This window comes from Mycolicibacter senuensis (genome assembly GCF_002101885.1).
Lineage (GTDB): Bacteria > Actinomycetota > Actinomycetes > Mycobacteriales > Mycobacteriaceae > Mycobacterium > Mycobacterium senuense.
In genome coordinates, this window is sequence record NZ_LQPS01000039.1 from 39,089 (window position 1) to 52,853 (window position 13,765).

Sequence of the window (13,765 nt, forward strand, 5' to 3'; positions counted from 1 at the left end):
TAGATGAGCGAGGCACCGCAGATGACCGGCGACGGCGACGACGCAGCATTGCGCGGCACCGGCCGCACCGACCTGACCGTCGCCGACATGCGGGCCTGGCTGCGCAACTGGGTGGCCAACGCCACCTCCCAGTCGCCGGAGAAGATCAACGAGACCGCCCCGCTGATCGAGCTGGGTTTGTCCTCGCGCGACGCGGTGGCGATGGCCTCCGACATCGAGGACTTCACCGGTGTCACGCTCTCGGCGACGGTGGCGTTCCGGCACCCGACGATCGAGGCGCTGGCCACGGTGATCATCGAGGGCGAGCCGGTGGTCATCGATCACTCCGGCGACGAGGACTGGTCACGCGAGGCCGATGTCGACGACATCGCGGTGGTCGGGCTGGCCACCCGTTTCCCGGGCGACATGAACTCCGCCGAGGAGACCTGGACCAAGCTGCTGGCCGGGTTCGACGCGATCACCGACCTGCCGGAGGGCCGCTGGAGCGAGTTCCTGGAGGAGCCGCGCATCGCCGAGCGGGTGGCCAAGGCGCGTACCCGCGGCGGCTACCTGTCCGACATCAAGGGTTTCGACGCCGAGTTCTTCGCGCTGTCGAAGATGGAAGCCGACAACATCGACCCGCAGCAGCGGATGGCGCTCGAATTGACTTGGGAAGCACTGGAACACGCCCGCATCCCGGCGTCGAGCCTGCGCGGCCAACCGGTCGCGGTGTACATGGGGTCGTCCAACGCCGACTACCAGAACCTGGCGTTGTCCGACCCGAGCGTCACCCACCCGTATGCCATCACCGGTAACGCCAGCTCGATCATCGCCAACCGGGTCAGCTACTTCTACGACTTCCGCGGGCCGTCGGTGGCGGTGGACACCGCGTGCTCGTCGTCGCTGGTGGCCGCACACGCGGGGGTGCAGGCGCTGCGTAACGGTGAGGCCGATGTGGCGATCGTGGGCGGCGTCAACGCGCTGATCACCCCGTTGGTGACGGTCGGCTTCGACGAGGTCGGCGGGGTGCTGTCCCCGGACGGCCGGATCAAGTCGTTCTCCTCCGACGCCGACGGCTACGCGCGTTCCGAGGGCGGCGGCGTGCTGGTGCTCAAGCGGGTCGAGGACGCCCGCCGCGACGGCGACCAGATCCTCGCGGTGATCGCCGGGTCCGCGGTCAACCACGACGGCCGCTCCAACGGTCTGTTGGCGCCCAACCCGGACGCGCAGGAGGCCGTGCTGCGCAAGGCCTACAAGAACGCCGGTATCGACCCGCGCACCGTCGACTACATCGAGGCGCACGGCACCGGCACCATCCTGGGCGACCCGATCGAGGCCGAGGCGCTGGGCCGGGTGGTCGGGCGCGGCCGTGCCGCAGACAAGCCGGCGCTGCTGGGCGCGGTGAAATCCAATGTGGGACACCTGGAGTCGGCGGCCGGAGCGGCCAGCTTGGCGAAGATCGTGCTGGCATTGCAGCACGACAAGGTCCCGCCGTCGATCAACTACGCCGGGCCCAACCCCTACATCGACTTCGCGGCCACCCGCCTGAAGGTCGCCGACGCCGTCACCGACTGGCCCCGTTACGGCGGCTACGCGGTCGCCGGGGTGTCCGGTTTCGGGTTCGGCGGGGCCAACGCGCACCTGGTGGTGCGTGAGGTGCTGCCGCGCGACGTGGTGAACAAGGCGGTCGAGGAGCCCGAAGCGCCTGCCCCGGTGGAGGATCCGGTGCTCGAGCACGAAGCGCCCCGCTTCGACGAGTACGGCGAGTTCATCGGGCCCGAGGGCTCCGCCGATGAGCCGGAGTACGAACTGCCCGGCCTGACCGACGAGGCGCTGCGGCTCAAGGAGGCCGCGCTGGCCGAGCTGGCGGAGCGGGCGCCGTCGCCGCTGATCCCGTTGGCGGTCTCGGCATTCCTGACCTCGCGCAAGAAGGCCGCCGCAGCCGAGCTGGCCGACTGGATGGACAGCGACGAGGGCCGCGCCACCCCGCTGGAGTCGATCGGCCGGGCGCTGTCGCGGCGCAACCACGGCCGGTCCCGCGCGGTGGTGCTGGCCCACGACCACGACGAGGCCATCGCCGGTCTGCGGGCCGTCGCCGAGGGCAAGTCCAAGCCGAACGTCTACTCCGCCGACGGTCCGGTGACCAACGGGCCGGTGTGGGTGCTGGCGGGATTCGGTGCGCAGCACCGCAAGATGGGCAAGGACCTCTATCTGCGCGATGAGATCTTCGCGGAGTGGATCGAGAAGGTCGACGCGCTGATCCAGGACGAGCGCGGGGTCTCGATCCTGGAGATGATGCTCGACGACGCGGTCGACTACACCGCCGACACGGTCGAGTACCCGATCGAAGCGGTGCAGCTGGTGATCTTCGCGATCCAGATCGCGCTCGGCGAACTGCTTCGCGCACACGGCGCTTCCCCGGCGGCGATGATCGGTCAGTCGCTGGGCGAGCCGGGCGCGGCCTACTTCGCCGGCGGGTTGTCGCTGCGTGACACCGTCCGCATCATCGTGCCGCGCGCCCGGTTGATGGGCGAGGGCGAAGCCATGCTGTTCGGCGAGTACATCCGGCTGATGGCGCTGGTGGAGTACTCCGCCGACGAGATCAGAGACGTCTTCGCCGACTTCCCCGACCTGGAGGTGTGCGTCTACGCCGCACCCACCCAGACCGTGATCGGCGGGCCGCCCGAGCAGGTCGACGCGATCATCGCCCGCGCCGAGGCCGAGGGACGCTTCGCCCGCAAGTTCGCGACCAAGGGCGCCAGCCACACCGCCCAGATGGACCCGCTGCTGGGCGAATTCACCGCGGACCTGCAGGGCATCGAGCCGATGCCGCTGAACTGCGGCTACTTCTCCACGGTGCACGACGGCAACTACATCCGTCCCGGCGCCGAACCGATCCACGACGTCGACTACTGGAAGAAGGGGCTGCGTCACTCGGTCTACTTCACCCACGGGGTGCGCAACGCCGTCGACAACGGCTACACCACCTTCCTGGAGTTGGCGCCCAACCCGGTGGCGCTGATGCAGGTCGGTTTGACCACGGCCAGCGCCGGGCTGCACGACGCCCAGTTGATCGCCACGCTGGCCCGCAAGGCCGACGAAGTCGACGCGATGACGATGGCGATGGCCCAGCTCTACGTCCACGGCCACGACCTGGACATGCGCACGCTGTTCCCGCGGCACACCGACGGCCCGGTGGGCCCGGAGGAGTTCGCGAACATCCCGCCGACCCGGTTCCGGCGCAAGCCGCACTGGCTTGACGCCCGCTTCTCCGGCGATGCGACCGGCGTCATGCCCGGCTCGCATGTGGCGACCCCGGACGGCCGGCACGTCTTCGAGTACGCCGCGCGAGGTGAGGCCGATCTGGCCGCGCTGGTGAAAGCCGCTGCGGCGGCGGTGATCCCGGACGCCTCGCTGGTTGCCTCCGAGCAGCGTGCGGTGCCGGCCGACGGTTCCCGGCTGGTGACCACGCTGACCCGGCACCCGGGTGGGGCGGCGGTGCAGGTGCACTCGCGCATCGGCGAGTCCTTCACGCTGGTCTACGACGCGCTGGTCTCGCGCGGCGGCACGACTGGGGTGGCGCTGCCCATGGCGGTCGGCGCCGGTACCACCATGGCCGTCGAGGCGTCTGGAGCATCCGTTGTGGCACCGGCCGAACCCGAGGTCGACGACGCCGAGATTTTGCGCGACAACCTCACCGCGGGCGCCGGCCTGGCCGCCGGTTTTGCCAAGTGGTCACCGGAGAGCGGTGAGACCGTCGCCGACCGGTTGGGCGCGATCGTCGGCGGCGCGATGGGTTACGAGCCCGAGGACCTGCCCTGGGAGGTGCCGCTGATCGAGCTGGGCCTGGATTCGCTGATGGCTGTGCGGATCAAGAACCGGGTCGAGTACGACTTCGACATACCGCCGATCCAGCTGACCGCGGTCCGCGACGCGAACCTCTACAACATCGAGGAGATGCTCCGCTACGCGGTCGAGCACCGCGACGAGGTCCAGGCGCTGCACGAACACCAGAAGACCCAGACGCCAGAGGAGATCGCCGCCGAGCAGGCCGCGCTGATCTCGGGGGCCACCGCCACGTCGGTGGCCGCACCCGCGCCGGACCCGCAGGCCGAGCCGGAAACCGAGCCCGCACCGCCCGCCTCGATGGACCCTTCCGACATCCCGATCCCGCCGCCTCCGACAGATCCGTCCGGCCCGGGTGCGAACGCGAGCGGTGTCAGCACCAAGACGGCTGCGGCTGCGGCCGCCAAGGTTCTCACCCAGGAGGCGGTGGCCGAGGCACTGGGCGCCGACGTCCCACCGCGGGACGCCGCCGAGCGGGTCACCTTCGCGACGTGGGCGATCGTCACCGGCAAGTCCCCGGGCGGAATCTTCAATGAGCTGCCCGCCATCGACGACGACACGGTGGCCAAGATGGCCGAACGGCTCTCCGAACGCGCCGAAGGCGTCATCACCGTCGACGACGTGAAGTCGGCCACCACCATCGAGGCGCTGGCGACCATCGTCCGCGACCAGCTCGAGGAAGGGGTGGTGGACGGGTTCGTCCGCACCCTGCGGCCCCCCGCCCAGAACACTGAGGGGGCGTCGAAGATCCCACTGTTCGTCTTCCACCCGGCGGGTGGCTCAACGGTGGTCTACGAACCGCTGATGAAGCGGCTGCCCGCCGACACTCCGGTCTACGGCATCGAGCGGGTGGAGGGCTCCATCGAGGAGCGCGCCGCCGAGTACGTGCCCAAGCTGCTGGAGCTGCACGACGGCCCGTTCGCGCTGGCCGGTTGGTCGCTGGGCGGGGCGCTGGCCTACGCCTGCGCAATCGGCCTCACCCGCGCCGGCGCCGACGTGCGCTACGTCGGGCTCATCGACCTGGTGCTTCCCGGTGAGCCGATCGACCAGAGCAAGGCGGGGATGCGGGCGCGCTGGGATCGCTACGCGCGTTTCGCCGAGCGCACCTTCAACGTCGAGGTTCCCGAGATCCCCTATGAGGAGCTGGAGAAGCTCGACGACGAGGGCCAGGTGCGTTTCGTCCTCGATGTCGTCGCGCAGAGCGGCGTGCAGATCCCGGGTGGGATCATCGAGCACCAGCGCACCTCGTACCTGGACAACCGCGCCCTGGACACCATCGAGATCCAGCCTTACGACGGGCACGTCACGTTGTACATGGCCGACCGCTACCACGACGACGCCATTGTCTTCGAGCCCGCGTATGCCACCCGCAAGCCGGACGGCGGCTGGGGCGAGTACATCTCTGATCTGGAGATCGTGCCGATCGGGGGCGAGCACATCCAGGCCATCGATGAGCCGTACATTGCCAAAGTGGGCGCGCACATGAGCGAGGCGCTCAACCGCATCGAAGGAAAGTAGGCGCGCGTGACCGGCCAACTCCCGCCACCCCTCCCCTCGGAAGATCTCCCAGCCGTCCAGCCCAAGACCACTGCCGAGCTGCTGGCCGAACTCCGCGAAAAGCTGGAACTGGCCAAGGAACCCGGCGGTGAGAAGGCCGTCGCCAAGCGCCAGAAGAAGGGCATCCCCAGCGCCCGCGACCGTATTCATGCGTTGCTGGACCCGGGCAGCTTCCTGGAGATCGGTGCGCTGTGCAAGACGCCCGGCGACCCGGATGCGCTCTACGGCGACGGCGTGGTGACCGGCCACGGCCGGATCGACGGGCGCCCGGTCGGGGTGTTCAGCCACGACCAGACCGTGTTCCAGGGCTCGGTCGGCGAGATGTTCGGCCGCAAGGTGGCCAAGCTGATGGAGTGGGTGGCGATGGTCGGTTGCCCGATCATCGGCATCAACGACTCCGCCGGTGCCCGCATCCAGGACGCGGTGACGTCGCTGGCCTGGTACGCCGAGCTGGGCCGGCGCCACGAGATGCTGCGCGGCCTGGTACCGGAGGTCTCCATCATCTTGGGGAAATGTGCTGGGGGAGCGGTGTATTCGCCTATCCAGACCGACCTGTTGGTGGCCGTGCGTGACCAGGGCTACATGTTCATCACCGGGCCCGACGTGATCAAGGACGTCACCGGTGAGGACGTGAGCTTCGACGAGTTGGGCGGCGCGGATGCGCAGGCGCAGCGCGGCAACATCCACAAGGTGGTCGCTGATGAAGCCGAGGCCTTCCAATACGTGCGTGACTACCTGTCGTTCCTGCCGTCCAACCACTTCGACGACCCGCCGATCGTCAACCCTGGCCTGGAGTCCGAGATCACCCCGCACGACCTGGAACTGGACGCGATCGTGCCCGACGCGGACAACACCGCCTACGACATGCACGAGATCCTGCTGCGGATGTTCGACGACGGCGATGTCTTCGAGATCGGTGAGCAGCGCGGGCAGGCGATGATCACCGCGTTCGCGCGGGTCGACGGGCATCCGGTCGGGGTGATCGCCAACCAGCCGATGTTCATGTCCGGCGCGGTCGACACCGAGGCATCCGACAAGGCGGCCAGCTTCATCCGGTTCTGCGACTCCTACAATCTCCCACTGGTTTTCGTCGTCGACACCCCCGGGGCGATGCCCGGGGTATCGGAGGAGAAGAACGGCATCATCAAGCGCGGCGGCCGGTTCTTCAACGCCATCGTCGAGGCCGACGTGCCGAAGGTGACGTTCATCATCCGCAAGGCCTATGGCGGCGGCTATGCGGTGATGGGCTCCAAGCAGCTCTCCGCGGACCTGAACTTCGCCTGGCCGACGGCCCGTATCGCAGTGATCGGTGCCGACGGCGCCGCCCAATTGTTGGTGAAACGCTTCCCGGATCCGACTGCGCCGGAGGTGCAGAAGATCAAGGCGGACTTCATCGCCGGCTACAACGAGAACATGGCGATTCCGTGGACCGCGGCCGAGCGGGGCTACATCGACGCGGTGATCCAGCCGCACGAGACCCGGCTGCTGCTGCGTAAGTCGCTGCGACTGTTGCGCGACAAGCAGAACTTCCCCAAGGTGCAGCGCAAGCACGGTCTGCTGCCGATCTGAGCCTGATGCGGGTCGTCCGGCGGGCCCTGAGCTCGCAGCTGGCGCCCGGTTTGGCGTTGCTTGTGGCGACGGCGGCCGCCCTGCTGTGGGCCAACTGCGCCGGCCAGACGTACACCAGCTTGTGGGCTGCATGGCCGGGCTCGGCTTCACCGTCGCCCTGTTCGTGTCCCATCTCGCCTATCCCGACAGCAGCATGATCGAGCACGCCAAGATCGGCGTATTCGCGGCATCGCTGGTGGCCGCCGGGGCCGCCGCCGCTGTGCTGGCCTGCACCGGCCGGCGGACTGTCCGTGCATTAAGTTGACGTTCAGCGTTTGGTGCCGGCCGACTGGGGCGCGCTGTTATAACGCCTGGTCAAACCGCGGATCGCCGCCCGGCGATCCTAAATTTGACATAACAGAGTGTGATTGGAATCATCCAGTCGACAACGGTCCGTTGATCTGCGGACGTGCGACCGCGGCGAGGAAGTCGGGATGTTTGATGCAGTCGCGGCACGCTCCGGGCGCCGCACACCAGGCCTGCTAGCCGCACTGGGCGCCGTCACATTGGTCGCCGGACTCACGGGTGCCCCGCAGCTGACGTCGCTGCCGTCGGCGCCTGCTCAGGCCGGCGTGCTGCTGTCCGCCGGGACCGATTCACTCGCGGAATCGAACATTGCGCTGATCATGGGGCCTAGCATGATCCCGACGCCGAGCCAGCAGTACGCCGATATCGTGAACGACCTCTTTTTGCAGCCGCGCGGTTTCGCCGGCGAACTCGAGGTACTGACCACGCCGGAGGCACCCTATTTGCTGGATGACTCCATGGCCGAGGGCGGGCAGGCGCTGGTCGACAGGGTGCAGAGCCTGATCGCGGACGGGCAGGCCGGCGCCGATAACCCGGTGACGGTCTTCGGCTACTCGCAGAGCGCCGCGCTGACCACGCTGGCTATGCAGCAACTCTATGACGCCGGGGTGTCGACCGACGCCGTGCGCTTCGTGTTGATCGGCGATTCGGCGAACCCGAACGGCGGCCTGCTGGTCGGTTTCGAAGAGATGCAGGACTTCTACGACACCATGCGAGATGCCGGCGTCACGTTGGGCAACCCGACGCCCAACGATCTGTACGCCACCGACATCTACACCTTGGAGTACGACGGCTACGCGGCCTTCCCGCACTACCCACTGAACTTCCTGGCTACCCTGAACGCGATCATCGGTATGGCTACGCAGCACATGGCCTACCTCGGACTGACTTCCGAGCAGCTTGAGCAGGCGATCCTGCTGGAGTCCAGTCCCGACAGCCTGATCAACTCCTACATGGTTCCCAGCGAGCACCTCCCGCTGCTGTTGCCGCTGCTGTTCATGCCCGTGTTCGGAAAGCCGCTCTACGACCTGCTGGAACCGACCATGCGGATCCTGGTGAACCTGGGCTACGGCAACATCGAACACGGCTGGTATGACGGCCCGGCCGACCAGCCGACGATGTTCTCGCTCGATTCCCAGGACGTCGACTGGACGGAGTTCAACGCCGCGTTGGCCGTGGCGTCGCAGACCGGCTGGGACAACTTCGTTGCCGGCGTGATGGACCCGGCGACCTATCAGTGGCTGGACCCGGCCGACGATCCCGCCTTTGCGAATTTGATTGCGGCCGGCGAGGCTATGGGCCTCGGCGGAGGTCCGGTGCCGGAGCTGCTCGCGAACCTGACGAACCTGATATGGGAATCGCTGGTCGGCCAATACCTAGACCCGGCTTACTGGGCAGACGTCTCCTAAGATCCCTTTCGCCGCGAGCTGGGCCCCGGCTCACTGCGAGTCGCGCTACGCACACCGCCGCGCCCGCCGCAGTCAATGACCGGTATCGGGCGGGTAAGTGTTGCGTAACGCTTCAGCAACACCGGCAACTTTTGCCCCAAAGCAATTATTGTTTCCCCCAGGCGATCCCACGCCGGGTTGAACGCCGAGGTCCCAATAGGCCGGGGCCCGAGCGTGATTCCCGGCTGCGCGGTTCGCTACGGAAGCTCCGGTGGTACGACAAGGGGGACTGCGTGTGGCATAGCGACGGACGGCGATGAGCCTGCTGCTGCCGGCGTCGCGGCCACCGGCGCCGGCCAAAGAAAAGCGCCGAAGCACCGCGGAGCAACGCAACCGTGTGCTGCGCAAGGCGATTGTGGCGTCGGCGGTCGGTAACGCCACCGAGTGGTATGACTACGGGGTCTATGCCGTCGTGGCGACGTATCTCACCGACGCGTTCTTCCCCGACACGCTGGGCAACCTCGGTACCATGCTGGGTTTCGCGGTCTCGTTCGTGCTGCGGCCGCTCGGTGGCATGGTCTGGGGCCCGATCGGCGACCGGTTCGGCAGGAAGTCGGTGCTGGTCGCGACCGTTCTGCTGATCGCGGTGGCGACCACGCTGATCGGCGTCCTGCCCACCTACGCCACCGCCGGCTGGTGGGCGCCGGGCCTGCTGATCGCGCTGCGTATCGTGCAGGGGTTCTCGACCGGCGGCGAATACGGTGGCGCCGCGACGTTCATGGCCGAAAGCGCGCCGGATGCCAAGCGCGGCACCTATGGCAGCTTCCTGGAATTCGGTGCCGTGGCGGGCTTTGTGATGGGCACCGCGGTCGTGCTCGCGCTCGAGGCGACGTTCACCCATGAGCAGATGGTCGCCTGGGGCTGGCGGATCCCGTTCTTGTTGGCCCTGCCGCTGGGTGTGGTGGGCCTGGTGCTGCGCAGCAGGATGGAAGAGACGCCGGTGTTCGCCGAATGCGTCGCCTGCGAGGAGATCACCGGTTCGGCGTGGGACCGCCTGGTGGACCTGCTGACCAACTACACCCGGCCGATCCTGGTGACGTTCGCGTTGTTCGTCGTGCTGAACATCATCGACTACACCCTGGTGACCTATCAGCCCACCTACCTGCACGCCTCGGCCGGACTCGACGAGCGCAGCCGGACGACCGTGGTGCTGATCGGGGAGCTGGCGATGTTGGCCTGCATCCCGTTCGCCGGCGCCTGGTCGGACCGGGTCGGGCGCAAACCGCTGTGGCGGGTCTCGCTGCTGGGGTTCGCCGTGCTGGGGCTACCGATGTACTGGCTGATGGGACACGGATTCGTTTGGGCGCTGGTGGGTTTCACGGTGCTCAGTGTGTTGTTCGCCGCGCCGCTGGCGACGGTGTCGGCGACGTTCCCGGCGCTGTTCCCCACCCAGGTGCGTTACGCCGGCTTCGCGATCGCCGACAACGCTGCGGTGGCGGTGTTCGGCGGCACCGCACCGGTACTGGCCGACTCGGTGATCGAACGCACCGGGTGGCACCTGTTCCCGGCCGCGTACCTGGTGTTCGCCGCGCTGATCGGGCTGGTCGCGTTGCGGTTCCTGCCGGAAACCCTCGGGTACTCGCTGCGCGGTACGGGCATCCCCGGCGTGCCGGGCGAGCTGGAGCGCGAACTGTCCGCCCTGGCCGCTGAGCAGTCGGCCGGCGTGCGCCGCAACCCGGCGTTCGACGAGGTGTGGGCGGTCGACAAGTACCTGCGGCCGCAGCAGCGGACGCCCGCCGGCTACCGGGGTGTGCCGCAGCTCGCCGGAGTGAGTGGTCCGCGGATCAGGGTTTGAGCACCCGCATGCCATACAGATAGGTGGTCAGGTATTCCTCGATCACCGGGGCCCGAACCTCGCCGGCCTCGGGGATCGTGATCAGCAGGGCGTACAGCCCGACCAGAAACGAGATGCCGTTGTGCATGACGTCGACGTCGGCGGGGATCTCGCCGCGGTCGCGGGCCCGCTGAAGTTCCTCGATGACCGCAACGATCACCGGGTGGGTGGGCCATACCTCCGTCGGCGGCCGGGTAGGCGAAAAGTGCAGCACCAGCAGCTCTTTGAACAGGTGACCGCCCAGGCGACGTTCTAGCTTCTCCAGCACGTGCACGATCTGCGCCAGTGTGGCCCGCACATCGTGCTCGCGGGTGAAGAAGCGGGTGAGTTCGCCGGCCATCCGCACTTCCTCGCGGTGCTCCAGCTCCAGCAGGACGTGTTCCTTGGTGGGGAAGTGGAAGAAGAACGTGCCGTGGGCGACGCCCGCTGCCGCGACGACGGCGCCGATGTCGGCGGCGGCCATGCCGGCGCGTTTGAACTCGGCGAGCGCGGCACCCAGCAGCCGCTCGCGGGTCTGCAGACCCTTGCGGCCCCGGCCGTCGGTCTTGGGGTTCGGCACTGCGGTCAACTCCGGCTTCGGCGAACTGGTTCCGGTCGACTCTAGACTACAGTTAACTGACTTGAATCAGAATCAGGCTTGGCAACAGCTGCCGGGACCGCTACGGTACGGGGGACGTAAATACCGGCAGCACAATGCGTACTAGGTCTCGGCGCGGCGAGCCGCGGGCCGGGACGCAACGCCAATAATGCTGACTCAAGTCATCTCGGAGGGGTTCGGTGCAGATTCTCCCAGAAGTCCAAGACCTGCCCAGCGCAGGCAACATCAAGGCCCAGTGGGTCAGCTTGTGGACCGGACCGGCGGTCGGCGCCGTCCTGGTGGTGGCCTTGCTGGCGTTCCCCGGTTTCTGGCCTCCGATGTCGCCGACCTTGACCGCCGAGCAGGTCGCGCGATACTACGCAGAGCACACCGACTGGATCCGGTTCAGCCAGATCACGTTCAACCTGTGCGGAATCATGCTGCTGCCGTTCTTCATGGTGATCGTCGTCCAGATGAAACGCATGAAGAACCAGAGTCACATCTTCGCCTACTGCTACCTGACCGCGATCGTCAGCGGCGCCACCATCTTTGCGCTGTCGAACGTCTTCTTTCTGGTCGCGGCCTTCCGCCCGGACCGCGACCCCGAGCTGACGTTGCTGCTCAACGACTTGGCCTGGATCGTGTTCATCGCACCGATCGGCATGGTGCTGGCGCAGTTCCTGATGTTGGCCGCCGCGGTCCATTTCGACGACGGGCCGGACCCGGTATTCCCGCGCTGGGTCGGCCCCTATTCGCTGGCGACCGGTGTGGCGATGATCCCGGCGGCCGGCGCCGCGGTCTGGCAGACCGGACCGTTGGCCTGGGATGGGCTGTTGTCGTTCTGGCTGCGCAACGGGGCATTCGCGGCGTTCGTGGTGGTGATGTTCTTCGTGCTTCGCCGGGCGGTGCTGGGCCAGGCGGTGGCCGAGGGAGTGGTGGCCCGGGGAGCGGTGGCCGGGTGAACCTGCTGACCCCCGACCGGTACGTCACGACGCCCGCGGGCGTCCCGACCGGCAAACACGATGTGCGCTTTCTGACCTGGTTCTTCCCGGTCTGGTACACCGTCTTCGGCATCATCATCTGCGTGTTGACCCGGGTGACACCGCCACCGCGGCCGGACGTCACGACGGCCGGGAAGGTCGCGTTCTTCACCGAACATCAACTGACCATCCAGATCGGGTTCGTGCTCCTGCTGATCCTGCTGGGCGGTGCGCCGCTGACCAACGGCCTGGTCCTGTACCACATGAAACGGATGTCGGTGGGGTCGGTGCTCGCCTACGGCTACATCGGCGGCATGAGCGTCGGCGCGCTGCCCGGATTCCTGCTCGTCGGCGTCTGTTATCTGACCGCGACGTTCCGGCCCGACCGTGATCCCGAGCTCATCGGCTGGCTCTACGATCTGGGCAATCTGTCCTACAACGGGTCGCTGGGTTGCTTCACCACCGCCTACGTGGTGCTGGCCATCGCGGTCCTCTACGACAAGAACAATATCTTCCCCAAATGGTTTGGCTACGTGACCGTTTGGCAGGTCATCACCGAGGTCATCGCCACCCAGTTCTTCCTGTTCTACTCCGGGCCGCTCGCCTGGAACGGTGTGCTCAGCCTCTGGTGGGCGGTCGTGGTGTTCTCGGTGTGGCTGGGTGCGCTGATCTTCGTGCTCCGGTCGGCCACCATCCGTGAGCCGGTCGACTCGCCAGGCCTGGACTGACGCACCGGAAGGAAACCCATGCTGCAACGTGACGCTCCGACCGCAACGGAAACCCGACTGCCGGGCGACGGCCACATCTGGGTGATGGTGCTCGGCGATCTGCTCATCTTCACCGGCTACTTCGTCATCTTCATGGTCTACCGGACCATGAATCCGGCCGACTTCCTTGCCGCCCAACAACATCTCAACGTCAACATCGGTGTGATCAACACCGTGGTGCTGCTGACCAGTTCCTGGTTCGTGGCCCGCAGTGTGCTGGCCGCCCGGGCCGGAGACCACCGCTCGGCGGTGCGATTCGTCTATTTGGGGGCAGCCGGCGGGGTGCTGTTCATGGTGCTGAAGTGCTACGAATGGGCCGCCAAGATCAGTGCCGGGAACACCAACTCCGACTTGTTCTTCTCGTTCTACTACGTGATCACCGGTGTGCACCTGGTTCACGTGCTGATCGGACTGATCGCGCTCGGCGTCGTCGTCCGGGAGCTGAATAACCCCGGCCGGCGCCGGCTCATGATGGTCGAGTCGGCCGCAATTTACTGGCACATGGTGGATCTGTTGTGGGTCATCATCTTTGGCCTGCTCTACGTGATGAGGTGAGCATGACGGTTTTCGGTTATCGCGAGCATCGGCACGAGACCGAGCGGTCGTTGACCTGGGTGTGGATCGTGCTGGTGGCGATCACCATCGGGTCGTGGACCCTGGCGCCGGCGCACTTGACGCACACCGCCCAGGCCAGCGTGCCGGTGACAGCGCTGGTACTGGCGCTGGCGTTCGTCAAGTCGCGCATGATCATCGGCCATTTCATGGAGGTCCACACCGCGCCGCGCTGGCTCAGGCACGCCACCGACGGCTGGCTGGCCGCGTTGATCGCGACGGTCTTCGTGATCTACCTGTTCTGAGCCTGC

The 13,765-nt window shown here is 67.2% G+C and carries 10 protein-coding genes; 9 read left to right on the forward strand and 1 reads right to left on the reverse strand.

The features are described from left to right. The first annotated feature begins 3 nt into the window (after window positions 1-3). The 5 genes from pks13 (at window position 4) to AWC24_RS12475 (ending at window position 10,539) form a co-directional block, all read left to right on the forward strand. Window positions 4-5,343 carry a polyketide synthase Pks13 gene (pks13, locus tag AWC24_RS12455; protein WP_085085345.1) on the forward strand — a complete coding sequence of 1,780 codons (5,340 nt, stop codon included), beginning with the start codon at window positions 4-6 and terminating at the stop codon, window positions 5,341-5,343. A gap of 6 nt (window positions 5,344-5,349) precedes the next feature. Then, entirely contained in the window at window positions 5,350-6,951 is a 1,602-nt protein-coding gene (locus AWC24_RS12460; RefSeq protein WP_085085347.1) for an acyl-CoA carboxylase subunit beta, read from the forward strand. Between the two features lie 130 nt (window positions 6,952-7,081). Then, on the forward strand, window positions 7,082-7,255 hold the full coding sequence (locus AWC24_RS12465) for a Na+/H+ antiporter NhaA (protein WP_133055722.1): 174 nt from the start codon (window positions 7,082-7,084) through the stop codon (window positions 7,253-7,255). 307 nt (window positions 7,256-7,562) lie between these two features. Then, entirely contained in the window at window positions 7,563-8,705 is a 1,143-nt protein-coding gene (locus tag AWC24_RS12470) for a PE-PPE domain-containing protein (protein ID WP_234807353.1), read from the forward strand. 295 nt (window positions 8,706-9,000) lie between these two features. Beyond that, window positions 9,001-10,539: an MFS transporter gene (locus AWC24_RS12475; protein ID WP_085085351.1), complete on the forward strand. Its 1,539-nt coding sequence runs from the start codon at window positions 9,001-9,003 to the stop codon at window positions 10,537-10,539. Here the strand turns inward: AWC24_RS12475 and AWC24_RS12480 are convergent. Further along, complete coding sequence (locus tag AWC24_RS12480; protein WP_085085353.1) at window positions 10,529-11,137, reverse strand: TetR/AcrR family transcriptional regulator; 609 nt, start codon at window positions 11,135-11,137, stop codon at window positions 10,529-10,531. The two genes, AWC24_RS12475 and AWC24_RS12480, sit on opposite strands and share 11 nt — an antisense overlap. A gap of 218 nt (window positions 11,138-11,355) precedes the next feature. On the opposite strand from AWC24_RS12480, the gene AWC24_RS12485 reads away from it, so the two are divergent. The 4 genes from AWC24_RS12485 to AWC24_RS12500 are packed head-to-tail and all read left to right on the forward strand — an operon-like array spanning window position 11,356 to window position 13,759. Then, entirely contained in the window at window positions 11,356-12,117 is a 762-nt protein-coding gene (locus AWC24_RS12485; protein ID WP_085085355.1) for a hypothetical protein, read from the forward strand. After that, window positions 12,114-12,863 carry a hypothetical protein gene (locus tag AWC24_RS12490; protein WP_085085357.1) on the forward strand — a complete coding sequence of 250 codons (750 nt, stop codon included), beginning with the start codon at window positions 12,114-12,116 and terminating at the stop codon, window positions 12,861-12,863. Before AWC24_RS12485 ends, AWC24_RS12490 begins: the two co-directional genes overlap by 4 nt. Before the next feature lie 18 nt (window positions 12,864-12,881). After that, on the forward strand, window positions 12,882-13,457 hold the full coding sequence (locus tag AWC24_RS12495; protein ID WP_085085359.1) for a cytochrome c oxidase subunit 3 family protein: 576 nt from the start codon (window positions 12,882-12,884) through the stop codon (window positions 13,455-13,457). Between the two features lie 2 nt (window positions 13,458-13,459). Further along, window positions 13,460-13,759, forward strand: coding sequence for a cytochrome C oxidase subunit IV family protein (locus AWC24_RS12500; protein WP_085085360.1), 300 nt, complete (start codon window positions 13,460-13,462; stop codon window positions 13,757-13,759). The last annotated feature ends 6 nt before the right edge of the window (window positions 13,760-13,765 follow it).

Excerpts from the sequence above, each read along its gene's own strand:
- pks13 (WP_085085345.1), top strand. The coding sequence starts at position 4 with ATGAGCGAGGCACCGCAGATGACCGGCGACGGCGACGACGCAGCATTG.
- AWC24_RS12465 (WP_133055722.1), top strand. The coding sequence starts at position 7,082 with ATGGCCGGGCTCGGCTTCACCGTCGCCCTGTTCGTGTCCCATCTCGCC.
- AWC24_RS12475 (WP_085085351.1), top strand. The coding sequence starts at position 9,001 with ATGAGCCTGCTGCTGCCGGCGTCGCGGCCACCGGCGCCGGCCAAAGAA.
- AWC24_RS12495 (WP_085085359.1), top strand. The coding sequence starts at position 12,882 with ATGCTGCAACGTGACGCTCCGACCGCAACGGAAACCCGACTGCCGGGC.
- AWC24_RS12500 (WP_085085360.1), top strand. The coding sequence starts at position 13,460 with ATGACGGTTTTCGGTTATCGCGAGCATCGGCACGAGACCGAGCGGTCG.